Raw genomic sequence first — 23,838 nt, 5'->3', positions numbered from 1 at the left:
ATTAACAGTTCGAAATATTTGAGGAGGAATTGCTATGTATAACAACATTCTTGTACCATATGACTTTGGAAATAGCTTCAAAAATGTACCAGAACAACTCGTGAACTTAACGCAAGCGAATGACAAAAGTAATATTGTCATCTTCAATGTTATTTCTGAAACAGAATTAGCAAATTATGTACGTTATCAAGGCAAACATTTTGATGATGTGGTTAAAGAAAAAGAAGAAGAACTAAAGCCTTTCTTAGATAAGCTCGAAGCATTGAACTTGGCTTATAAAGTTAAGTTCACAACAGGTACAGCAACAAAAGAAATTGTTACCGAAGTTGAACAAGGCGATTATGACCTTGTTGTGATGAGTAATAAGCGTTCAGAAGTGGACATCAAGCACGTTTTAGGACATGTGACGCACAAAATTGCGAAACGTGTGAATATCCCAGTATTGATCGTTAAATAATGAGATAAGCCTGTTAAAAGAAGCGCAGTAGACACATTCAATGTCTATTGCGCTTTTATCGTGTTGTGTTCTAAACAATCACGTAAGATGATGGCATGATTGTATGTTGTATCTTTGGCAGCATAAAGTAGGATTGGTGTTTCGTCAGTTGAACTAATCATGTCTACAAGTTCTTGGTATGCGGCATGTTGCTTGTCGTTATGTTGAAGTTCGGAGATGTATTTTTCTTTAAATGACTCAAACTTATCAGGATCATGATCGAACCACTGCCTGAGTTCTTTAGTAGGGCCTACTTCTTTGAGCCATTGATCGAGTTGGGCTGCTTTTTTCGATACACCACGTGGCCATACACGGTCTACTAAAATACGCAAACCTTTGCTCGGTTGCTTGTTGTAGATACGTTCAATTTTGATTGTCATTGGAACGCTCCTTTCACAAAATAAATAGCATAAAGCTGTGCATACCTTTATTATAGAATAGTTAGGACATAATAGTCACAAGTGAGGTGGAAAGATGGATATTAAACAGATGACGTATTTTGTAGAAGTTGTGAAACAAGGTGGCATGACACGTGCGGCAGAGACTTTGTATATCGCACAGCCAACCATCAGTAAGGCGATTAAAGAATTAGAAGCAGAGTTGGGTGAGCCACTCTTTGATCGAACGAAGCGACAATTGAGTTTAACGGATGTAGGGCGTGTATTTTTCGATAAAGCATCTGAAATTTTGTTGCTCTACGAAAACTTACCGAGTGCAATTCAAAGTATATTAGGTGTTGAAACAGGTCATATTTCGATTGCGCTATCTGCTATTATGGACATGCCACGGTTCACAGAAGTGCTAGGACTCTTCCACCAAAGATACCCGAATGTGACATTCAATCTTGTAGAGAATGGTGGAAAAACGATAGAAGCAAAAGTGTTTAACGGGGACATTAACTTAGGTGTTACATCACTTCCAGTTGATAGTACACGTTTTGATGCTTTCCCGCTCTATGCGGAACGATTCCAAGTTGTTGTACATCGGTCACATCGTCTCGCACAACAAGAAGTTGTGTCGCTCGTTGACTTGCAAAATGAAGACTTTATTCTTTTCAATGAAGATTTCTATTTGAATGATCGCATTATTGCTGCGACACGAAAAGCAGGGTTTGTACCGAATATTGTGTCCCGTATTTCACAATGGCATTTTATCGAACATTTATTAACTGCAAAAATGGGCATTAGCATCTTACCAGAGACGATTTGTCGTATTATTCGTCAAAATGAAGATGTGCGTGTGATTCAGCTGGAAGACGAGACGTTGCATTGGGAAATGGGTGTGATTTGGAAGAAAGGAACACCACTCAATCATGCAGCAAAGACATTTTTAGATTACTTAAATATTCACTTGCCATTAACAGAAGGCGTACAAACAGACGATATATAGCTAAAAGTAATAGGTTGTATGAAAAAGATGTATTTTCATGATGAATCTATCAACGCTATAATGTATGTATCGAAACGAAGAGAGGTGAGTTGGATGACTGTATTGAAGTACTTAAATGTGATATGGCAAATTTCCCTGATTTACGGTATCACACGTCTAGGTAGTTGGCTTCAAACTTTTTTCCATGTGCCTTTAGCAGGAAGCATTGTAGGACTCATCCTATTCTATGTATTACTGCAACTCAAAATTGTTCGCGTATCGTGGGTAAAAGATGGTGCAAATTTCCTACTCGCAACAATGGTGTTTTTCTTCGTTCCATCTGTGATAGGTGTGATGGACGTCATCACTAAGATTGATATGAACTTTATTATCTTTTTCGCATTAGTTGCCATTGGTACGATACTCGTCGCATTAACTTCAGGAATAGTGGCTGAAAAGATGACGATGGGTAAAGTCTTCGATAAAGGACCCCATCGACATATATGACAACGTTGCAAACCATAACAATGATTGCGCTCACAATCGTTATGTATATCATTGCGAAAAAGCTTTATAACAAGTTCAAGTCACCAATCTTGAACCCCGCGTTGGTGGCATCTCTTGGTGTGATAGCCATACTTCTTCTATTCCAAATAGACTATCATACCTACATGGTTGGCGGTAAATGGATTAATCATTTACTGAGCTGTACTGTGGTATGCCTGGCATACCCGTTGTATGTAAACAGACATAAGATCGTAAAAAACTTTAAAACTATCTTCATGAGTGTCGTAACAGCAGTCATTTTGAACTTTTCCCTGATATTTTTCTCACTCAAATTACTCGGTTACCATCGTGAAGAGATTGTGACACTATTACCCCGTTCGATTACCGCAGCAGTCGGTATTCAAGTGTCACATCAACTCGGCGGTGAAGATACCATCACCATCATGTTCATCATCGCCACTGGCTTACTCGGAAGTATGTTAGGTGCCTTTTTAATCCGCATGACACATTTCAAATCTGCCATTGCGCGTGGTATGACTTTTGGAAATGCTTCTCATGCCTTTGGGACTGCCCGAGCCCTAGAGATGGATTTGGAATCTGGTGCATTTAGTTCGATAGGGATGATACTCTCTGCCGTATTGAGCTCAGTCATGCTTCCCGTATTATTAATGTTGTTTTATTAAATGATTCGCATCACCATGGCAATCCCCCAAGTTGCTATGGTGATTTTTTGTTTTATCGATAACAAAATTGATTTTGTCACATTTTATACATATTTTAATGAGATAATATCCTTGTTTTATGGACAAAAGGGAAATTCGATTGACAGTAATATCAGTCCCATTTCTTATGTTTTTATGATAAGATAATCGAGATAATCTTCAAAATGAGGAGTGTGTAGATGGCATGACAGTATTATTGATCATCTTAGCGATTGCTGTTGTTGTCAGCTGGGTCATTGCAGTGCGTTCTTTGGTGAAAGCAACAAAAGGCGACAATTCAACAAACTTAGTGATAGTAGCAGCCATTTTAACAACTGTATATTTAATGTTGTTATTTATTGGAAGAGGTTAACAAATAAAAAAAGACGAAGTGTGAAATTGTGTACATCAATTATTAGTTATGTACATAGTTTCACACTTTTTTTATTGCTATGAAAATGGATAGAAAGTCAATATTATATTTAGATAAATTTGAAAATAAGTTTTGGCAAAATAAGAGATCGCACAATAAATAATGAAAAAATACGATTGCGATTTGAGGGTATTGATGGTAAAATTCAATTGATAATGATTTTCATTTACATTATCATTGATTGTTTGTTAAAAGGAGACAGAGTGATGCGTAATTTAATGAATGGCTATGTGTTGTTTGCAGTACTCTGTGTTCTGACTGTGTGTTCATTGTTTATTGGTGTGAGTAGTGTGCCGATTAGTGCGCTATTTACATTCAATGACCATCAACTTAATATTTTGTTCGCAAGTCGAATCCCACGTACGGTGAGTATTTTAATCTCAGGAAGTACGTTGGCACTTGCAGGTTTGATTATGCAACAAATGATGCAGAACAAGTTTGTGAGTCCAACGACTGCAGGCACAATGGAATGGGCAAAGTTAGGGATACTAATCTCACTGCTGTTTTTCCCATCACAACATATTCTTGTGAAACTCGGTTTTGCAGTTGTGTGTAGTGTAGGTGGAACATTCCTATTCGTCCAAATGATTCAACGTATTAAGTTTAAAGATGTCATCTTTGTTCCGCTGATCGGGATTATGTTAGGTGGAATCGTTTCAAGTTTTTCAACATTTTTAGCATTGCGTACAAACGCAGTTCAAAGTCTTGGAAACTGGTTAAACGGCAACTTTGCAGTGATCACGAGTGGTCGTTATGAGATTCTCTATCTCAGCATCCCGCTACTCATACTTACATATGTTTTTGCCAATCAATTTACCATTGCGGGTATGGGACGTGACTTCAGTAGAAACTTAGGATTGAATTATGATCTTATCATGAATATCGGTTTGTTTATTACGGCGACAATTACAGCATTAGTTGTAGTAACGGTCGGAACATTGCCGTTTTTAGGGTTAATCGTTCCGAATGTTGTGTCTATCTTTCGTGGAGATCATTTGAAGAATGCATTGCCACATACAGCAATGCTCGGTGCGATATTCGTATTATTCTCGGACATTTTAGGACGTGTCATCGTGTACCCATATGAGATTAATATCGGCTTAACGATTGGTGTTTTCGGGACATTCATCTTTATCATCATGTTGATAAGGGGGCGACGTCATTATGTCCAATAAACCATTACAAAAGCTACTCATCTTAGGGGTGGTGACACTTGTTGTTGCGCTAGGTTATTTGTTAATCGGTATTGATTTTGAAATATTTGAATACCAATTGGCGAGTCGTCTGCGTAAATTCATATTGATTATCCTTGTAGGCGCTGCAATTGCGGCATCCACGGTTGTTTTCCAAGCGATTACAGTCAATCGTTTACTAACGCCGTCAATCATGGGATTAGATGCAGTTTATCTATTTAGTAAAGTATTGATATTATTTGTGTTTGGCACAGGTTCCATCTTCGTTACAAACTTTTATTTAAACTTTTCAATCTCACTTGTCGCTATGGTTATTTTTGCGCTGATATTATTCGAAGGGATTTTCAGAGTTGGACAATTCTCTGTGTATTTTATTCTCTTAATTGGTGTCATACTCGGGACATTCTTCCGTAGTATTACAGGATTCTTTGAGTTATTAATTAACCCAGAAGATTTCCTTGTCGTACAAAGTGCGATGTTCGCCAATTTTGATGCATCGAATCCGAAACTTGTAACAATTTGTGGTGTGATTCTTGTCATATTACTGATTGTGACACTCATTATGATGCCTTACATGGATGTATTGTTGCTCGGACGTGCGCAAGCGATAAACTTAGGGATTTCATACAGTAATCTGACACGTTTCTTATTGATTATCGTGGCGTTGATGGTTGCGATTGCGACTGCTTTAGTGGGTCCAATTACATTTCTCGGATTGCTGACAGTGAACTTGGCACATGAGTTGATGAAAACATTTGAACACAAATATATGTTACCAGCGACGGTATTTATTAGCTGGATTAGCTTATTTATTGCACAGTGGATCGTAGAGAATCTCTTTGAAGCAACGACGCAAATTAGTATTTTAATTAATTTAATTGGTGGTATTTACTTTATTTATCTATTGATGAGAAGGAGGACAACAACATGATTAGCATTCGAGGATTGAATCAATCAATTGATAACAAACAGATATTGACGGATATCAATGTCGATGTACATAAAGGTAGACTCACTTCACTCATCGGGCCGAATGGAGCAGGTAAGAGTACACTGTTGTCAGCGATCAGTCGTTTGAATGATTATGATTCAGGTGATATCAAAATTGAAGGGAAACGCTTAGAAGATTATGGTGATAATGTTTTAGCGAAACAACTTTCGATTTTGAAACAAACGAATCATACAGAGCTGAATATTACGGTTGAACAGCTGGTGAACTTTGGACGCTTCCCTTATTCAAAAGGCTATATGAAAAAAGAAGATAAAGAAAAAGTGAATGAAGCGATTTCGTTGCTCAAGTTGGATGAGATTCGCCATCGATACTTGAAGACGCTATCAGGCGGACAGCGTCAACGTGCTTACATTGCGATGACGATTGCACAAGATACGGATTATATCTTACTCGACGAACCGTTGAATAATCTAGATATGAAACACTCTGTACAAATCATGCAGACGTTACGTGAATTAGCTGCTTTTCATAATAAAACGATTATCGTTGTTTTACACGACATTAACTTTGCATCTGTTTATTCTGATGACATTGTCGCATTGAAGGATGGCAAAATTGTCAAAGCCGCAGATAAACGAGATGTGATTCATTCATCTGTTTTAAGAGAATTATATGAAATGGATGTTAAAATCGAAACAATTCGAGGACAACAAATTTGTATTTATTTTGATGAATTACCATGTATGTATCATCAAATTCAAAATAAAAATTTAGCTGAGTTAACAGGAGGAAAATGATGAAAAAGTTAGGTTTATTAGTTGTATTCGCAATGATGCTTATTTTAGTGGCATGTGGTAATAACAATAGCAGTGATGAAAAATCAGAAAGCAAAGATAGTAGTGAACCAAAAACAGTCGAAGTTAAAAATGACTTTATGATTGCTGGTGAAGCAGAAGACGGCAGCGAAGACAAAGCGTATAAAGATACAGTGAAAGTACCAGTGAAACCTAAAAAAGCAGTTGTATTTGACTACGGTACAGTAGATACAATGAAAGAATTAGGTTTACAAAGTAGTATTGCAGCATTACCAAAAGGTGAAGATAATGCATCATTACCTGACTTTTTATCAGAATTCAAAGATGAGAAATACGAAAATGTAGGTAGCTTAAAAGAAGTGAACTACGATGCAGTAGCAAAAGTAAAACCAGACGTCATCTTTTTATCATCACGTACAGCAAACCAACAAACAATTGATGAGTTAAAAAAAGCAGCACCTAAAGCAGCGCTTGTATACATGGGTGCAGATTACAGCAAGTATGTAGATTCAATGAAAATGAACGCTGAAACACTTGGTAAAATTTATGACAAAGCAGACGATGTTAAAAAGTTAAATGAAGATATGGATAAGAAAATTGCTGACATGAAAAAGAAAACAAAAGACTTAGACAAGAAAGCAATGTACTTATTAGTGAATGAAGGTGAATTATCAACATACGGTACAGGTGACCGTTTCGGTGGTATCATCTATGACACATTAGGTTTTAAACCTGCTGATAACAACGTTAAATCAAGTGGACATGGTCAAAACGTAACGAATGAATATGTGAGCGAGAAAAATCCAGATATCATCTTTGCGATGGACCGTGGACAAGCAATTGGTGGCAAATCAACTGCGAAACAAGTACTTGGTAACGATGTCTTAAAAGATGTTAAAGCCATTAAAAATGATGAAGTTGTAGAAGTTGATCCGAAGTTATGGTACTTCGCATCAGGTTCAGTAACAACAACAATGAAACAAGTTGATGAACTTGAAAAAGGTTTAAAATTAGATAAATAAGATGATAAAGGCTAGGACGACATCGTTCTAGCCTTTTTATGATATACCGAAGTTATAATGGCTGATGGAAGAGTGTATTTACAAATTTTGTTATAATGAAGACAATTAATTGATGAGATGAGAGTGTGAGAGAAATGATAAAAGTACTCGTTTTAACAGATGGTCGTGCGTTTACAGATCGTTATGTCAATACATTGCTTTCAAAAGGACATGATGTTTATGTCCAAGTGGCACCCGGGGTCACACAAACAACAAGAGGTACAACCAAAGTCATTGATTTATTCAATACAGCTGACATACAACAAGCGTTAGAAGATGTGTCATTTGTAGCCATCATTGGCGAGCCAATACGTTCTTATACGGCATTGACACAAGTGCGAAAACAAGACAGACAGCAACTGGTATATGACAATCTCGCACAAGCAATCAGTCAATCTCATGTTCAGCACGTCCTTGTTATGCAGTCAAAGCCTGTGAAGCGATTAAAAGAAATATTTGAGACCTATCATATACCTGTTACATATGAGTTACGTCATAAAAACTACTTGCAGCAAGGTCGCAATGTGCTGTCACAAGTGTCTAGGGACATCCATACAGTTCGTTCAGTACAAAGTCTTACGATACCCGAAGGCATTACAATGGAAGGCGCACTGTCTTTCTATGGACGTTTTTTGAGAACTTTAAATGGTCGACTGATCAATGGTGTTTATGATGGTGAAAACTTCACCATTTTATTGGCACCGTTTAATATTCCACTCATTCGAATGAGACATGCACAACAGAGCAATCGTATGAATCGTGTTGTGATGAATATTACGGGTGGTTTAATGGTAGGAGCCAGTATGCGTCAACCACGATTTGAGATCCGACGCTGCCCACAAGATGCAACACAATGCCTGATTGGACTGCATGATTTCGTTCCACGTCTACCATGGGGTGTTTACAAACACACGCAAGCCCCAATACACGTCGTCGTATCATACTTGTTCGGAAAGTACTGGGAGAGATTTCAACAATAACATGCATCACGTCTTGATACCTTTTTCTAATTGAATGTCGAGTTGTTATGTAAGCTTTATATTTGAATGTGTCAACTGCATAAAATATAATATGAGCATACTTAGATTGTGATAAACAAAAGGAGATAACATCATGACAGTGAAAAATGATTTTGAAGATATATTAATGGGTCGACGTTCTGTAAAAGTATTCGATCCAGAAGTGAAAATTCCACATGAAGAAATGGATGAAATCATCCGAAAAGCAACGAAAGCACCCTCTTCAATCAACATGCAACCATGGCGTTTTGTTGTTGTTGAATCTGAAGAAGGGAAAGATAAGTTGCGTCCACTCGTTCAGTTTAATACACGTCAAAATGATACATCTGCAGCGATGATTGTTATTTTTGGCGATATGTTAAATTATGAATATGCCGAAGATATTTATGGTGCGGCAGTAGAACAAGGTTATATGCCACAAGAGATTAAAGATGATCTTGTAGGTCGCTTTGTAGAAATGTACAAGCAACTTACACCGGCACAAATGAATGACATCGTCAAAGTTGATAGTAGCTTAGCAGCGATGCAACTGATGCTTGTAGCTCGTCAATACGGTTACGATACAAATCCAATTGGTGGTTTTGATCATGCAAGTATCGCTGAAACATTTGGATTAGATCCAGAACGTTACGTACCTGTTGTCATTGTAGCAATAGGTAAAGGTATGGAAGAAGGTAAGCGTACATCACGCTTACCAGTCGAAAAGATCCGCAGTTATCACTAATGCAGACATAAAGAGTCATTAACGTATGCGACGTTAATGGCTCTTTATTTGGCATAATCAACACGCTTTCATATTAGTACGTTACATAGTAAGCTAGAGAAGAATAGATGAAAGATTGGAGTGAATGTCATGTTTGTTGAAAAAACAGTCCCACTTAACATTGAAAATTTGAAGAAAGAAATTGCCGCTTATTCTCATCAAAGTCTTGAGATGACAGATAGCTTTGAACAAGTCTTGCAGTTTGTGGAATTAGAACATATCTATGGTGCAGCTTTGGAAGAGATCAGTACGAAGTTGCGCATTCTCGATGAAGACTTTCAATTAAAAACAGCCCATAACCCTATCCATCATATGGAGCGTCGTGTAAAAAAGCTACCAAGTCTCATTCAAAAACTAAAGCGCAAAGGGCTTGAACTTACGGCAGACACAGCAAAAGAAACAATTCACGACATAGCAGGCATCCGTGTGATTTGTAATTACTTAGATGATATTTATACGGTAGAGAAGCTTTTACTGCAACAGTCAGACATTAAGCTACTAAAACGTAAAGATTATGTGGCGCTACCTAAAGAAAATGGCTATAAGAGTTTACATCTTGTTGTCACAGTACCGTTGTTTTTAACAGATGGCGTCGTAGAAACACCTGTTGAAATTCAACTGCGTACGATTGGAATGGATATGTGGGCGAGTTTAGAACATAAATTACATTATAAAACAGATAAAAACACAGATAGTTACCGACATTTACTGAAAGAATGTGCCGATGAGATTGCGAGTGTTGAGGATAAAATGCAACGTGTGCATATAGAAATTCAAGAAGACAACCAGTATTAAAAAAATCAAAGCCCTTATCAACTGTAAACTGATAAGGGCTTTGATTTGTCACCATTCAATATGAAAGAGACTGTACTGTTTATCTGGAAGAGATTCTACATAAGGTTCTGGATCAATTGCATAGTCATTACCAATTCCACCTTTCATACGTTGAAAGTGCAGGTGTGGACCTGTGGTGAATTCTCCAGTATTGCCAGACTTACCAATGATGTCTCCTTGTCGCACAGTATCTCCTTGTTTAACCGAAAAAGTGTTCAGATGGCCATACCATTGATAGTGTGTATGATCGGCTTCTTGCAGTTCAATCATTTTACCACCATAACGTTCATTCATTGTTCGCGTAATCGTACCGTCTGAAGCAGCTAGAATTGGTGTATCCTCGGGTAAGTGATAATCCACACCATAATGGTGGTTGTCACCGTTGAATGAGAGACCATTTTTATAGTGCCCAAATGGTTGGGTTTGTCGGTCAAGCTTCAGCAGATGGCGTCCTGTCTCTTCGTACCATTCTGTAACAGGTTTGAAAAGCTGCTCTTGGTATTTATATGCGAAGAAAATGAGCATAGAGAAGCTACATATATAACAAAATACGATGATGATTCGTTTCATAGAGAGTTCCTTTATTTATCCAGAGAAAGTAATGTAATACGCGCTTTATTGTAGCGGTATTGTAGCACAAAGACAAATGAATCGCTTGTAAAAAGGGGGAGACAAACAAAAAAAAGAGAGTGACGTTAATCACTCTCTTGGATAATTTATGTTATTAGATTAGTGAATGAAGCTGTGTGAAGCTGCTTGGCTTGCTGATAAAGTACGTGTGCTTACTTGACCAACACCAGTGTAGTTCATTTCAGAAACTGTTACTGAACCGTTAGCACCAACGTTTTCAACGTAAGCAACGTGACCATAACCACCAGCTGTTGTTTGCATGATTGCACCAGCTGCAGGCGTGTTGTTTACTGTGTAACCAGCTGAACGCGCAGCGTTAGCCCAGTTATTTGCATTGCCCCAAAGTGAACCTACACGGCCACCTGAACGCTCGTATGCGTAGTAAGTACATTGACCTGAAGTGTAAAGGTTACCTTGGCCACCTTTACCGTATGTTAAACCAGTTGCTGCAGGCGCACTTGTAGTTGTAGTAGTCGTTGTTGTTGTGTAGTTGTAGTCTGAGTTGTTTGTTGGTGCAGCTGCAGGTTGTTGTGTGTAGTTAGCCGTAGTTGTTGTGTAAGGAACAGCTTCTACATAGTTTGCTGATTGTACGTTGTAGTCAGCGTTGTTTACAACAGGTGTTGCAACTGAAGTGTTTTGAGTTGCATAGCTGTAATCAGCGTTATCATTTGAATAATAGTAGTAGTTGTAAGTACCGTTTTCATCAACAACCCAGAATTTGTATGATTCGTTGTTGAACATTGACGGATCCCAGTTACCATCTAAAGTGTGGTGTTTGTTACCGTTAACGTCAACAGTTACGTAGTCACCAGTAGCTTCAGAATATGTAGTTGTATATTGAGAGTTTAAGTTAAGTTGTTCAGCTGCTGAAGCGTCATCTGCAGTAGCAGCACCAAATGTAACTAAGCCTAAAGTAGCGATTGTAGCAGTAGTTAATTTTTTCATGATTAAAAAGTCTCCTCTTGTCGTTTCTTTTTTTTCATATTGTCTGAAAGCATCATAGCATATAACATTTCCGAATTGAACAGTTGTAAACATTTTTACGTCTGAATGTAACATAATTGAAATAAATGCTAATAGACTGACTTATTTTTTATATGGAATGTTTGTTTGCTAGATGTTCTTATGTCGTCGTGTCAAAGCGGCGGGTTACAATAAATAAGATCAGCACACGATGATGTATGTCAGACTGTGCTGATAACCTTACTTGTTTTATTCATTTAGGGGATAAAACCCATAAAAAAAGAGCCTCTATCACGAGACTCTTTTAAGTTTTTAATAGTTCTTTAGACTAGAAGCCCCAAGCACTTAAACCTTGTGCGTTGTAAGCTTTTGTTGCAGCAGCAATTTGTTGATCATAAGTGTTTGTATCACCCCAACCAGGCATTGTTTGGAATAAACCTGAAGCACCTGATGGGTTATATGCGTTCAATTGACCGTTAGATTCACGAGCAATGATTGCTTCCCAAGTTGATGCTGCAACACCTGTACGTGAAGCCATTTCTTGAGCTGCACGTGATCCAACAGAACCAGCAGTGTTACCGTTTGCTAATCTTACACTAGAAGTTTGTGCAGTGTTGTAGTTGTATGAAGGCGCTGCTTGAGCCGCTGGTTGGTTTGAATATGATTGTTGTTGTGTTTGAACGTATGATGCATTGTTTGATTCAGATTGAGTCATTGCAACGTTGTTCACATCAGCAATTTCAGTTGGTTGTGCCATTGAAGATGCTGTTTCTACATTACCGTTTACATTGTATTCATAACCGAAGTAAACACCATCTGACCAGAAGTGGTAGTTTACGCCATCTAATGAGAATTTGTAATCATATGCACCAGCGTGAATAGCACTTTCGTTTAATGATGCATCATTGTTTAATGCTAATTGCGCTAATTCAGCTTTGTTAATTTGTTCTTCAGCTGCATGTGCGTCTGTTGTATGTGTAGCAACTCCTGTTGCTCCGATTGCTAAGGCTAATGATGAAGCTAATAATGTTTTTTTCATAGTAAATAAGTCCTCCAATAATAGTTGCTTATTTTCATTTTCAAAAAATCACTTGTAAAAAATTCAACAACCACACTCTACCAAGCGAAAAGCTTTTTGTAAATGACGGGCAAGTAACAAAAAATTACAGTATGATGTCATTGACTGACTTTGTAATATGTACGTCATATATTTTTAGGATTAAAAATTATTTTAGATACTGTTTAATTGATTGATATGAAGGGATTTTGCAATCTTCGTCTGAAATATCAGTTATATTACAAATATTACGAAGGAGAGTTGAATTGTAATGTAAAAAGTGATCAAAAAAGCTGTAAATTCATTGGGCATTTGCAAAAAGTTAATGAAAATAACCGAATCTTAATGTTGTAAAATCACCTTTAACTGGACAATATCTTTATATGGAAGACCTTAATATTTGCCGTAGAGTGGATTTGATTCGTCGTTGCTAAGCTGATTTTTAATTCAGTATAATAGAAGTAATAGGGGTGAAATCATGAGTGAAAAAATTGAAAGACTACAATTGAAAGCAGCAGAGTTAACACGGAAAACACATGTATTAGGAATTCCGGTAATGATTGTTTTTGAAGGTGTACCTGCATCAGGGAAAACAAGACTTGCCAACGAACTTTTATTAACATTAGATGCCAAGTATACACATTTTATTGCGACTAAAACGCCGTCCGATGAAGATTTGCGCTATCAGTTTTTACAGAAGTTTTGGGATACACTACCATCTAAAGGGGATATCAATATCTATTTCCGAAGTTGGTATGCACAGTATATCGATTATAAAGTGCATGGCATCAAACAGAAAGTGTTGAAAGACTATGATCATTTATATGATGATATACAATCGTTTGAACAAATGCTTGTTGATGATCGTCATGAAGTGATCAAGTATTACATCAATATAGATGAAGAAAAGCGTCAAGAACATATTGCGCAGATGAAAGAAAACCCACTGACGAATTGGAAAGCACAAGAATATGAAAATGTTGTACCATCAGATGTATACCAAAAAAAGTTTGCGCCACTGCTAAGTTCCGATTGGAAAGTAATTGACTATACAGAACGTGAAGTCGCAATTGAAAAGATGTACAAACATTTCATTGCACGTTTAGAATCTGCAATCGCACATCATGAAAAGCGTGAACGTGTGGTAGATGGAGCATTCACAAAAAACTTCCACACAGATTTGTTCAGCCCGGTAGAGACAAAAGTGAAAAAACGTACTTACGAATCAATCATAGAATCGTTACAGTTGCGTTTGAGAGAGTTGCAATTTGCACTTTATGAACGTAAAATTCCGCTCGTACTTGTCTATGAAGGAATGGATGCGGCAGGAAAAGGCGGCAATATTAAGCGTGTGCGTGAATTGCTCGATCCGACAGGGTATGAAGTGAATACAACAAGTGCACCAACGGATGTCGAGTTGAATCATCATTATTTATGGCGCTTTGCGAAAGTGATGCCAAAGAGTGGGCATATTAGTATTTTTGATCGCAGTTGGTATGGTCGTGTCCTTGTTGAACGTGTGGAAGGTTTTGCAACGAAGGATGAATGGTCACGTGCGTATGATGAGATTAATCAGTTTGAAAAGATGTGGACACATGACGGTGCCATTGTGTTGAAGTTCTTCTTGTCACTTGATAAAGATGAACAGTTAAAACGCTTCGAAGACCGTCAACAAGATCCGACGAAACAATGGAAGATTACAGATGAAGATTGGCGTAATCGTGAGAAGTGGGATGTGTATTTGGAAGCGAGTCATGACATGATCAACAAGACGAATACAGCACACGCACCTTGGCTCATTGTACCAGCTGATCATAAAAAAACAGCACGTATTCAAGTGTTAAAATATATCATTCAAAAATGTGAAGAAAAGCTTTGGGGCGTCAAACAATATTAACAATTACACCTCATGTACCATTCTCAAAATGACGTGTATCTACTATAATATATGAGTGTTATAATTATTGAAAACAACCATATTTAGAATAGTAAGAGGATAGAATATGTCACTAAACAATTATGAACAGACAGTTATGACATTAAAAGATCATGAAGATGCACAGTTAGAGATTGTGACAATGGGAGATATGACATCAGATAAGGCAGTCGTATTGATACATGGTGCGGTGATGAATTATAAAATAATGACGGTATTTGCCAAATATATTCATCATGTAAGATTGATTTTTATCAATTGTCCAGGGCGTGGTGAGAGCAGTGAGTTAGCACGTGCATCACACAGCTTAGTTGATTATGCGACACGCATTAATGAAGCATTGGTATCGATTGTCAACGAGACAAAACTTCAAGAGCTAGCGATCATTGGGTATTCAATGGGTGGATTGATTGCGACGAAGCTTGCAGGTTATAATACGTTACCAATCAAACAGTTGGTGTACCTTAATAGTGCTGCTAAAATTGATATTAAAGAATTACGCATTTCTAAGCTACTGATGGAACTCGTTAAAGATATGAAGTCGGACAATCAAGATGGCATGATCAAGAGTATTCCAGAGTTAGTATTAGATCAAGGTATCTCTAAGAAACATGAAAACAATACGAACTTTACCGATTACTTTGCACCAGTCGATGCAATGGTAACAGACTTGTTATATACGCTCGGATCAGATTATCTTGCGGATATTGACGAGATTGCCGATATGCCTGATGTGTTGTTTTTATTAGGGGAAGATGATGTGATCTTTCCGAACAAAGACTCTAAAGAAACACTTGAAAAGTTTGAGTCACTTGGAGCAAGTGTGAAAAGTGTCATATATCCAGAAGTCGGGCATTTAGACTTTTTACGTGTGCTCGATAAAACGCATGATGGTGCGTTACAAAGTATTGAATCGAATATTAATGATTGGCTACACATATAAATACATTTCAATGTATAGAGAACAGTGATGTACTACAACAGGTTAGATACCGCAAATGAGAATGAGTTGAACGACAGAGATGTGCAAAAAATCAACGGTACATAGACGTAATTGATGCACAAGCGGTTTCTTTGAGCAGAGATCAATAATGGCTCAACCTTTGCAGTGCATCTTCTTTATATTAAATTTTTAAAAATTTGTATTGTCAATCTGTCTATTGACGTTTACGCTTATTAAATAAGATGTTTGAGACAAGGGTGGTAACGATGTGGATAGATATTACACATACATTGCATGAAGATGTGGCACCATGGCCGGGAGATCCTGCTTTTAAGCTGCAATATTTTACAACCAAAAAAGAAAATGGGAGTGCAAACATTGCGCACATCTCTGGTAGTAACCATATCGGCACACATATCGATGCAGCCAAACACGTCTCAGATAACGGATGGACTGCTGATGAAATAGATATTCAACGTCTTATTGGAGACGCAACGATATTGGTATTTACTGATCAAACACATATCACACGTGAAGATTTGGAACGCACACACATAGAAGGAACGATATTATTGCTGAAAACACGAACTGTATCGCAACCAACGGTGTTTCCAAATGAGATTACAGTGTTGACTAAAGATGCGATTGATTATCTTGTGACATGTGGGATTCAAGTCGTCGGTGTAGATGTCCCTTCAGTCGATGAGCTTGACTCTGAAACATTGGACAATCATCATCAGCTTGCACAACATCATATGTATCATATTGAGAACCTACGTTTAGATGATGTCACAGAAGGACAATATCGTTTTATAGGATTGCCACTGAAGATTCAAGGTGCAGATGCGGCATATTTACGTGCAGTTGTGGAGAAAAAGTAACATTATATTAAGAGAGATATGGGGAACTTTATATGACAAAGACAAAGATTGATCTATCACATTTATCATTCATTATTTTATTAGGGGCGATGACAGCATTTGGACCGATGTTGTCAGATATGTATAGTCCTGCTTTACCACTTGTTCAAAAAGACTTAGGCACTTCTACGTCACAAGTACAATTAACATTATCAATCGCGATGATTGGTATTGCATTCGGTCAATTTATATTCGGCGTTATTGCGGATCGTGTTCCGCGTAAAACGTTGGTATTGACGATCTTATCGCTTGTTGTCATTGCATCGTTAGCCAGTGCAATAAGCAGTAGTGTCAGCTTATTTATTGTGGCACGTTTAGTACAAGGATTAGCGGGTGGCGGAGCAATTGTGATTGCCCGTGCAACAGTTGCTGAACTGTATCACGGCGAAATTCTGAGTCGCTTTTTCACTGCTTTAATGGTCGTGAATGGTATCATTTCAATCTTAGCACCATTAGTGAGTGCATTGATCCTAACAGTGGCTGAATGGAGAGCGATCTTCGTTGCACTTGCAGTGATTGGTGCAGTGATGTTCTTAGTTGTATTGACGCACCCGAAAATGAAGACATTGAATACAACACATGAGACACATGACAACTTTGGCGCAATCTTCAAAGACTTTGGTCGTTTATTGAAAACACCACACTTTCTCGTGCCAATGTTTTTACAAGGTGTTACTTATATTATGATATTTAGTTATGGAGCAGGGGCGCCGTTCATTACACAAAATGTTTACGGCCTATCACCACAAAACTTTAGTATGTTGATGGTATTGACGGGAATTGGTCTGATTATTTCGAGCCAATTAGCAAACATTCTATTGCGTTTTTACAATCAATTGAATGTATTAGCAGGCTTCATCATTGTACAAGTCATTGGTGCAGTGCTTGTAATGGTCGTATTGTTATTACACTTGCCACTTGCTGTGCTGATTATCGGGTTTATGCTTTGTGTGGCACCAGTCACAGCAATTGGACCATTGGCATATTCACTCGCCATGCAAGCGAGAACAGGTGGAAGTGGTAGTGCATCAAGTTTACTCGGACTGTTCCAATTTGTCTTAGGGAGTTCTGTTGCACCACTGATTGGTATTCAAGGGCCTGACAGCGTTATTCCATACAGCGTTGTACTTGGAACGACTATTGTCTTACTATTAGCATTGATGTTTTTAACACGTATTTTATTGAAAACAACATTAAATAAAGCATAAAGAAAAAACCGTACATTTGACGATTGAGTCAAGATGTACGGTTTTTTAGTTGAGAGAAGTTGGAAGTCATCAAGACCCAAAAATTGCACACTGCTTCTTGAGAAATGAAGATATCTTTTGTTTCAGCAAATACAATAAAACTGTCATCTTCTAGATAGTTTGCAATCAAAAAGAGAATGCCAACAGCTAAGGCAACTTTTATGAATACATAGTACGGGGCTGAGACATAGTGCTCGGTTCCTTCCTTTTGAATATAGATATAAGTATAGTGGCAGTAGGTGTCTGAAGTGAAAATGCGTTTTTGAAAACTTTTTTCACTTCTAGTCACCCTTGCCGGGGTGGGACGACGAAATCTTTTATAGTAATAAAGATTTCTGTCCCACTCCCAGCGTATCCAACATAGGATCTATCACAAACAAAAGAAGGATTTATAACATAACGTATACTTCTATATAATAGTAGTTTCATTCTAAAAAGGTGATATGTAATAAAAGTGATCTTAAACTGAGACTAAAAATAAAGTATCATAAAATTATTTTAAAAAATATATTGATTTTTCAAACTAATTAATGCAATATATAATGAAAGCGCTCATATTAGGGGAGAGTTTTGATTCGATTATAGTGTTATGGAGGGGACAGACCGATGAAACTAATTGGAAAGTTATTATTAGGGATTATAGCAGGTATTTTACTAGGGATGTTAGATGTCGACATTCTCAATAAAGTACTTGTAACAGTGAAGGGCGTCTTCGGGCAAATCATCAATTACATGATTCCGTTGATTATCTTTTTCTTCATTGCTTCTGGTATTACATCACTTGGCAAAGGTTCAGGAAAACTTGTTGGTATGACAGTAGGTGTCGCTTATACATCAACAATTTTAGCAGGTTTAATGGCATTAACTGTTTCTTATAATTTGATGCCAGTGATTGCATCAAATGGTAAAGTGCCTGGGGAAGCACCTGAGATTGCACCATTCTTTTCTTTTGAATTCGATCCGTTAATGGGTGTATTGACAGCATTGATTACAGCGTTTGCATTCGGTATTATTGCGCACAAAGTTGAAGCATTCACGATGATTAAATTAATCGATGAAGGTCAACGTATCGTAGAAGTATTAATTGAAAAAATTATTATTCCATTCTTACCATTCTACATTGCGACAATCTTTGCGGAAATGACAGCACAAGGAACAGTTGTCAGCATCTTAAAAGTATTTGGTATTGTATTGATTATTGCGATTGTGATGCATTGGGTATGGTTAACAGTACTCTATGTGATTGCAGGTGTATTGAACAAGAAAAGTCCAATTACATTGCTTAAAACGATGTTACCATCTTACTTCACAGCATTAGGTACGATGAGTAGTGCGGCTACAATTCCAGTCACATTGAAACAAGCGAAAAAGAACGATGTAACACCGGCTGTTGCAGACTTCAGTGTTCCATTGCTTGCAACAATTCACTTATCAGGTTCTACAATTACATTAGTGAGTTGCTCAGTTGCAGCGATGATTGTTTTACCAAGTCTATCATTAGTAAGTGTGCCAACAATGATTGGATTCATCTTTATGCTTGGTGTCATCATGATTGCAGCGCCAGGTGTTCCGGGTGGATCTGTAATGGCAGCAAGTGGTATTTTAGGTTCAATCTTAGGATTTAACGAAGCGGCCATTGGCTTGATGATTGCGTTGTATATGGCGCAAGATAGCTTTGGTACAGCAACGAACGTAACAGGTGATGGTGCAATCTCAGCGATTGTAGATCGTTTAGGTAAAAAGTATACAGAATAACCACTGAACTCAGAAGGGCAACATGTTTTGCTTTTCTGAGTTTTTTTGCTACTTTTAAGGAGAACATTATAGGAAGAGAAGAGAGGTTTTAAATATGTCTAGCCAAAATCCATTAACACAATATTTCCATGATACGTATGAAAAACAACCCCAACCTTACCCAGGTATTCAACGTGAAATGACACCAGTTCCAGACTGTGGTGAAACATCTTACCGTGGTGCCGAAAAGTTAGTTGGTAAGAAAGCACTTGTGACAGGTGGCGACTCGGGCATCGGTCGTGCGGCAGCTATTGCTTATGCAAGAGAAGGAGCAGATGTTGCGATTGCATATCATCCCGATGAACAAGTAGACGCAGAAGATGTGAAAGAAATCATTGAAGCAGCAGGAAGAAAAGCAGTCTTGTTACCAGGAGACTTGCGTGATGCAGACTATGCACGACAAATGGTGAAAGATGCCCACGAACAATTGGGCGGTCTGGATATTTTAGTACTCAATGCTGGGATGCAACAGTTTGAGTTTGACATTCAAAAGTTGGATCCAAAACAGCTAACAGATACATTCGAAGTGAACGTATTTTCAACTGTATATTCAATTCAAGAAGCGTTAAATTATCTCGAAGCGGGTGCGAGCATTATCTTAACGTCATCTATTCAAGCAGTGAAACCAAGCCCACAATTATTGGACTATGCGATGACAAAATCTTGTAATGTATCGTTGGCGAAAGGATTGGCTGCGCAGTTAGGGCCTAAAGGGATTCGAGTCAATGCTGTTGCGCCAGGACCTGTCTGGACACCACTACAAATTTCAGGCGGACAACCACAAGAAAAAATTCCTAACTTTGGTAAAAACCAACCGTTACAACGTGCAGGACAACCTGTTGAGTTAGCGGATATTTATGTATTACTTGCATCTGAAGGTGGTAGCTTCATTACAGGTCAAGTGTACGGTATTACAGGCGGTGCACCGATCGTTTAGTTATACAACGATAAAGAATTCGATAAAGAGCCATTTACTGAATCATCGGTAAGTGGCTTTTTTAGTGGAAAATTTCTCTCATGTTCTTACTTGTATTCTCTAGCTATCTTTATTATTATAAAACGTAATTATTACGATTTGTACGGAGGCGACTATTATGTATGAATGGCTAATTATCGGTGGAGGTGTTCATGCGACAACAATCGGGTTGCAATTACGTTATTTAGGGCTTCCTGTTGAACAACTGGCACTTGTCGATTCACATGAGAAATTAATGGGCAACTTTAAAATGCAGACTTCAAGACTCAGCATGCCTTATTTGAGATCTCCACTTGTACATCATTGTCATCCAGAGCCGTTTGATCTAAAAAAGTTTGCGAAGCATCATCAATATGCGCAGGCAATGATTGGACAGTATCAACGGCCACGATTGGATATGTTTTTTGATCATACGGAGCAGTGGATAGAGACATATTCATTAGAAGATACACATATTCAACAAGATGCAATAGATATTGAACAAAAGGATAACCATTGGGAAGTCACACTTGAAAATGGACAGTTACTACAAGCACGTCACGTTGTATTGGCGATGGGGACACATCGTACACCGAATGTTCCTGACATGTATGCAGAACAACCGGATGTCCAACATATTCACCAAAAAGAAATAGATATACATACGCATGCTTCCCACGTAATCGGTAGCGGCATTTCTGCTGCGCATTTAGTCATCAAATTATTAGGTGAAGAACGCAGTGAACCGATTCATTTATGGGTGAAGAAACAATTAGAAGTTTTTGATTTTGATGCTGATCCAGGCTGGTTAGGCCCTAAAAATATGCGCGGCTTTCAGTGTGAAAAAGATTTGGCAAAGCGTGCGGAAATTAACTGCAACGAACGACATAAAGGTTCAATGCCAAAAGAGATGTATATGAAGTTGATGCATGCACAAGAAGCGGGCAATCTTATCATACATGAAACACCTATCACAAAAGTTGCGCATCATAAGATTTATACAGAACATGAATCAGTTGATTACGATGGTATCTACTTGGCAACTGGATTCAAAATGGATTTAATGCAACAACCACTGATTCAGTCAATTATACAGCGTAAAGATGCGCAGATGGTGTCAGGCTATCCTGTGCTCACTACGTCTCTTGAGTGGGTAGATAATCTCTATGTGTCAGGTATGTTGGCTGATTTAGAGTTGGGCCCCTTTGCACGCAACATTATGGGTGGACGTATGGCAGCACAACGCATTGGTGAAGTATTTGTAAAAGAACAAGCTGCGTTGAAAAAAGCGATGTAATTTCGATATGTTATCCTAATACAAGGACGTAGTCATTAAATGGAGGGGATAACGAGATGATTCGTTGTGTATGCTTAGTAGAGAGAAAAGAAAACTGCTTGCGATTAGTTCAAGTACGAAATAGAGAGAAATGGTACTTTCCAGGTGGCAAAATAGAACAAGGCGAGTCGCATAAAGCAGCGCTTGTTCGTGAATTGAAAGAAGAGTTGCAACTAGAATTAACCGAAGATCAACTCGAGTATATCGGAACGGTTGAAGGGCCTGCATACCCACAAGAAGGTCAACTAACAGAACTGAATGGCTTTCGCTCCAATAAACCAATCGATTGGTCCACTGTTCAGATAGATGCAGAGATTACGAACATGGGTTGGGTAGAAATGTCTGATCCAGTCAGAATTGCACCAGCAGTTTGTCGGTGGATTGAAAAGTTTGAATCAGAGTAAAAAATAATGACTGATATGAAAACCAGATGATGGGTGTTTCATATCAGTCATTGAATTGTTAAGGTTGTTTATCGATTCGGTATAAGTTTGGGTGTACACCAAATTGTGGAAAGTCAAATCCAACCGTGTATACTTTTACTTTTTGGCCTTCTCGTAACGACTGATGAATGTCTTTACTGTTAAATTTTGCATGCAACAAAATATCAGTATTTTCAATGGTTGTTTTTGTTTGTCCATGTTGAACAACAATATAATGTGATGTGCCAGTCGTCATCGCATGATTCTTAGTATATTTCTCGATGATTTTACCTTCGTAGATTGTACGATTCAGTTCGGGAATGACTGTTCCCAGCGCTAAAAATAAAATGAGAAGTATGCCACCGATGACAAATATCGTATGCATCAGGTGTTGTCCAAGTCGGTCAAATAACTCATAAAAGAATTCGTTTAATTTTTTCATATGATCGCTCCTAATAATCGTATTATAACGAAAAAAGGATATTCATCATAGGAAATATACTGTGAGGTGATGAACCTAACAGTATATTAACATTCGCATTTTGTATGAAATGTTTAAGTTCTTCTTGCGTATTACCACGATGGGTATTGGCTTTGAAGATGAAGATGAGTTCCTGTGGTGTCAGTTCGAGTAAATCATCATCGTGTAGTTGCCAATTGCTCAAAACACTTTTTAATGCACTGATTTTTGACTTGCTCGTGCTATGAATAGAGATAGTCGCAACAGCTAATCTACTGTTCAAACCGAGTGCTTCCACAATTTGTTTGCGATTGTAACTATGTACAGAATGATCACGATTGAATAGAAGGTTAGAAAGTGTTTGTGTTCGAGACATCTCATTTTTTAAGCGGTGAGAACGCTCGAATTCTTGCTCGATAATAAACTCTGCCGTAATTTTAAGAATATGAGAGAACTCTCTAACTTCTTCGGGTGGACCTGAGATAATAAGTGCACCATATGTTTTTTCATTATATTCAAAAGGCAAAATAATGCCCGGTGCTTTCACCTTCCAAAAGTTAAGATCTTGTTCTTCAATCTCAATCGGTAGATGACGCTCGATAGAATGCAGCGCTGCACTATGAATTTCACCTAGTCTTTTAGAGTTAGATGTCGCAATAATTTGCCCGCTTTGATTTGTGACTTGTACGTTCCTTTTAATAATTGTTGCTACTTTTTTTACTACTTTTTGTGCCCAATGTTGGTTTACCATTACAAGCTAGCTCCCTCTAGAAATTAGTTATCGCTATGATTGTCTTTTTGCACATGATGTATTGTGATGTTGCATTTACTAGATGCCTGCGCTATCTATGAATGTCTGATGCCATACGACCATACATTTTATATACCCAATTTATAACACACAACAAACTTAATATAAATATTAATTATATTTTGTCATTTTGACTTGTGCATATGAACAAATATAACGATGATTTAGCACGTTAAAGTAAAGTGCTGAAATGCACTCATGGCGCAATTTTTTGTTAAATAA

General features: G+C 37.8%; 26 protein-coding genes. 20 read left to right on the top strand and 6 right to left on the bottom strand.

The features are described 5' to 3' along the window. Window positions 1-34: 34 nt before the first annotated feature. Window positions 35-457: a universal stress protein gene (locus tag C7J88_RS06530; protein ID WP_095117946.1), complete on the top strand. Its 423-nt coding sequence runs from the start codon at window positions 35-37 to the stop codon at window positions 455-457. A gap of 44 nt (window positions 458-501) precedes the next feature. Here C7J88_RS06530 and C7J88_RS06525 read toward each other — a convergent pair whose 3' ends face one another. After that, window positions 502-876, bottom strand: coding sequence for a DUF488 domain-containing protein (locus C7J88_RS06525; RefSeq protein WP_095117945.1), 375 nt, complete (start codon window positions 874-876; stop codon window positions 502-504). 94 nt (window positions 877-970) lie between these two features. On the opposite strand from C7J88_RS06525, the gene cidR reads away from it, so the two are divergent. The 11 genes from cidR to C7J88_RS06475 all read left to right on the top strand — a co-directional run bounded on the left by cidR (window position 971) and on the right by C7J88_RS06475 (window position 10,103). Continuing rightward, window positions 971-1,885: a cidABC operon transcriptional activator CidR gene (gene cidR, locus C7J88_RS06520; RefSeq protein ID WP_095117943.1), complete on the top strand. Its 915-nt coding sequence runs from the start codon at window positions 971-973 to the stop codon at window positions 1,883-1,885. A gap of 93 nt (window positions 1,886-1,978) precedes the next feature. Next, the gene (locus tag C7J88_RS06515) at window positions 1,979-2,371 is read left to right on the top strand and encodes a CidA/LrgA family protein (protein WP_095117941.1); all 393 of its coding nucleotides are present in this window, start codon (window positions 1,979-1,981) and stop codon (window positions 2,369-2,371) included. Further along, on the top strand, window positions 2,368-3,054 hold the full coding sequence (locus tag C7J88_RS06510; RefSeq protein WP_095117939.1) for an LrgB family protein: 687 nt from the start codon (window positions 2,368-2,370) through the stop codon (window positions 3,052-3,054). The genes C7J88_RS06515 and C7J88_RS06510 overlap by 4 nt, the downstream gene beginning before the upstream one ends. A 223-nt stretch (window positions 3,055-3,277) precedes the next feature. Beyond that, a complete protein-coding gene (locus tag C7J88_RS10425) occupies window positions 3,278-3,445 on the top strand; it encodes a hypothetical protein (protein WP_157728709.1) in 168 nt (55 codons plus the stop codon). A 266-nt stretch (window positions 3,446-3,711) separates the two neighbouring features. After that, entirely contained in the window at window positions 3,712-4,680 is a 969-nt protein-coding gene (locus C7J88_RS06505) for an ABC transporter permease (RefSeq protein WP_095117936.1), read from the top strand. Continuing rightward, window positions 4,670-5,629: an iron chelate uptake ABC transporter family permease subunit gene (locus C7J88_RS06500; RefSeq protein WP_095117934.1), complete on the top strand. Its 960-nt coding sequence runs from the start codon at window positions 4,670-4,672 to the stop codon at window positions 5,627-5,629. Before C7J88_RS06505 ends, C7J88_RS06500 begins: the two co-directional genes overlap by 11 nt. Then, complete coding sequence (locus C7J88_RS06495) at window positions 5,626-6,447, top strand: iron ABC transporter ATP-binding protein (RefSeq protein ID WP_095117931.1); 822 nt, start codon at window positions 5,626-5,628, stop codon at window positions 6,445-6,447. The genes C7J88_RS06500 and C7J88_RS06495 overlap by 4 nt, the downstream gene beginning before the upstream one ends. Next, window positions 6,447-7,487, top strand: coding sequence for a ferrated catecholamine ABC transporter substrate-binding lipoprotein SstD (locus C7J88_RS06490; RefSeq protein WP_095117929.1), 1,041 nt, complete (start codon window positions 6,447-6,449; stop codon window positions 7,485-7,487). The genes C7J88_RS06495 and C7J88_RS06490 overlap by 1 nt, the downstream gene beginning before the upstream one ends. Window positions 7,488-7,621: 134 nt before the next feature. Next, window positions 7,622-8,506 carry a hypothetical protein gene (locus tag C7J88_RS06485; RefSeq protein ID WP_095117926.1) on the top strand — a complete coding sequence of 295 codons (885 nt, stop codon included), beginning with the start codon at window positions 7,622-7,624 and terminating at the stop codon, window positions 8,504-8,506. 133 nt (window positions 8,507-8,639) lie between these two features. Beyond that, on the top strand, window positions 8,640-9,269 hold the full coding sequence (locus C7J88_RS06480; RefSeq protein ID WP_095117924.1) for a nitroreductase family protein: 630 nt from the start codon (window positions 8,640-8,642) through the stop codon (window positions 9,267-9,269). Window positions 9,270-9,398: 129 nt separating this feature from the next. Next, complete coding sequence (locus C7J88_RS06475; protein ID WP_095117921.1) at window positions 9,399-10,103, top strand: GTP pyrophosphokinase; 705 nt, start codon at window positions 9,399-9,401, stop codon at window positions 10,101-10,103. Between the two features lie 48 nt (window positions 10,104-10,151). Here the strand turns inward: C7J88_RS06475 and C7J88_RS06470 are convergent, their stop codons facing one another. From C7J88_RS06470 to C7J88_RS06460, 3 genes are all read right to left on the bottom strand, one after another. After that, window positions 10,152-10,712 (bottom strand): M23 family metallopeptidase, encoded by a 561-nt coding sequence (locus C7J88_RS06470; RefSeq protein ID WP_095117918.1) that lies wholly within the window; start codon window positions 10,710-10,712, stop codon window positions 10,152-10,154. A gap of 159 nt (window positions 10,713-10,871) precedes the next feature. After that, the gene (locus tag C7J88_RS06465) at window positions 10,872-11,717 is read right to left on the bottom strand and encodes a CHAP domain-containing protein (RefSeq protein ID WP_095117916.1); all 846 of its coding nucleotides are present in this window, start codon (window positions 11,715-11,717) and stop codon (window positions 10,872-10,874) included. A 346-nt stretch (window positions 11,718-12,063) separates the two neighbouring features. Beyond that, the gene (locus C7J88_RS06460; RefSeq protein ID WP_095117914.1) at window positions 12,064-12,774 is read right to left on the bottom strand and encodes a transglycosylase SLT domain-containing protein; all 711 of its coding nucleotides are present in this window, start codon (window positions 12,772-12,774) and stop codon (window positions 12,064-12,066) included. 496 nt (window positions 12,775-13,270) lie between these two features. On the opposite strand from C7J88_RS06460, the gene C7J88_RS06455 reads away from it, so the two are divergent. From C7J88_RS06455 to C7J88_RS06420, 8 genes are all read left to right on the top strand, one after another. Next, complete coding sequence (locus C7J88_RS06455) at window positions 13,271-14,689, top strand: phosphate--AMP phosphotransferase (protein ID WP_095117912.1); 1,419 nt, start codon at window positions 13,271-13,273, stop codon at window positions 14,687-14,689. 106 nt (window positions 14,690-14,795) lie between these two features. Beyond that, window positions 14,796-15,671: an alpha/beta fold hydrolase gene (locus C7J88_RS06450; protein ID WP_095117910.1), complete on the top strand. Its 876-nt coding sequence runs from the start codon at window positions 14,796-14,798 to the stop codon at window positions 15,669-15,671. A gap of 266 nt (window positions 15,672-15,937) precedes the next feature. Next, the gene (locus tag C7J88_RS06445) at window positions 15,938-16,552 is read left to right on the top strand and encodes a cyclase family protein (RefSeq protein ID WP_095117908.1); all 615 of its coding nucleotides are present in this window, start codon (window positions 15,938-15,940) and stop codon (window positions 16,550-16,552) included. A 32-nt stretch (window positions 16,553-16,584) separates the two neighbouring features. Beyond that, a complete protein-coding gene (locus C7J88_RS06440; protein ID WP_095117906.1) occupies window positions 16,585-17,799 on the top strand; it encodes a Bcr/CflA family efflux MFS transporter in 1,215 nt (404 codons plus the stop codon). A gap of 645 nt (window positions 17,800-18,444) precedes the next feature. Beyond that, window positions 18,445-19,593, top strand: a complete 1,149-nt coding sequence (locus C7J88_RS06435) for a dicarboxylate/amino acid:cation symporter (protein WP_106904259.1) — start codon at window positions 18,445-18,447, stop codon at window positions 19,591-19,593. 94 nt (window positions 19,594-19,687) lie between these two features. After that, window positions 19,688-20,569: an SDR family oxidoreductase gene (locus tag C7J88_RS06430; RefSeq protein ID WP_095117902.1), complete on the top strand. Its 882-nt coding sequence runs from the start codon at window positions 19,688-19,690 to the stop codon at window positions 20,567-20,569. 157 nt (window positions 20,570-20,726) lie between these two features. Then, window positions 20,727-21,884 (top strand): FAD/NAD(P)-binding protein, encoded by a 1,158-nt coding sequence (locus C7J88_RS06425; protein ID WP_229709439.1) that lies wholly within the window; start codon window positions 20,727-20,729, stop codon window positions 21,882-21,884. A 56-nt stretch (window positions 21,885-21,940) separates the two neighbouring features. Next, window positions 21,941-22,327 (top strand): NUDIX domain-containing protein, encoded by a 387-nt coding sequence (locus C7J88_RS06420; RefSeq protein WP_095117898.1) that lies wholly within the window; start codon window positions 21,941-21,943, stop codon window positions 22,325-22,327. 58 nt (window positions 22,328-22,385) lie between these two features. Here C7J88_RS06420 and C7J88_RS06415 read toward each other — a convergent pair whose 3' ends face one another. Both C7J88_RS06415 and C7J88_RS06410 read right to left on the bottom strand, forming a co-directional pair. Continuing rightward, complete coding sequence (locus tag C7J88_RS06415; RefSeq protein WP_095117896.1) at window positions 22,386-22,787, bottom strand: hypothetical protein; 402 nt, start codon at window positions 22,785-22,787, stop codon at window positions 22,386-22,388. Between the two features lie 22 nt (window positions 22,788-22,809). Continuing rightward, a complete protein-coding gene (locus tag C7J88_RS06410) occupies window positions 22,810-23,556 on the bottom strand; it encodes a sugar diacid recognition domain-containing protein (protein ID WP_095117894.1) in 747 nt (248 codons plus the stop codon). Window positions 23,557-23,838 lie beyond the last annotated feature (282 nt).

Origin of the sequence: Staphylococcus muscae, from assembly GCF_003019275.1 — a bacterium.
In the GTDB taxonomy this organism is placed as follows: Bacteria; Bacillota; Bacilli; order Staphylococcales; family Staphylococcaceae; genus Staphylococcus; species Staphylococcus muscae.
The sequence above is the reverse complement of the archived record's forward strand: the minus strand, read 5'-3'. Positions and strand labels throughout refer to the sequence as shown.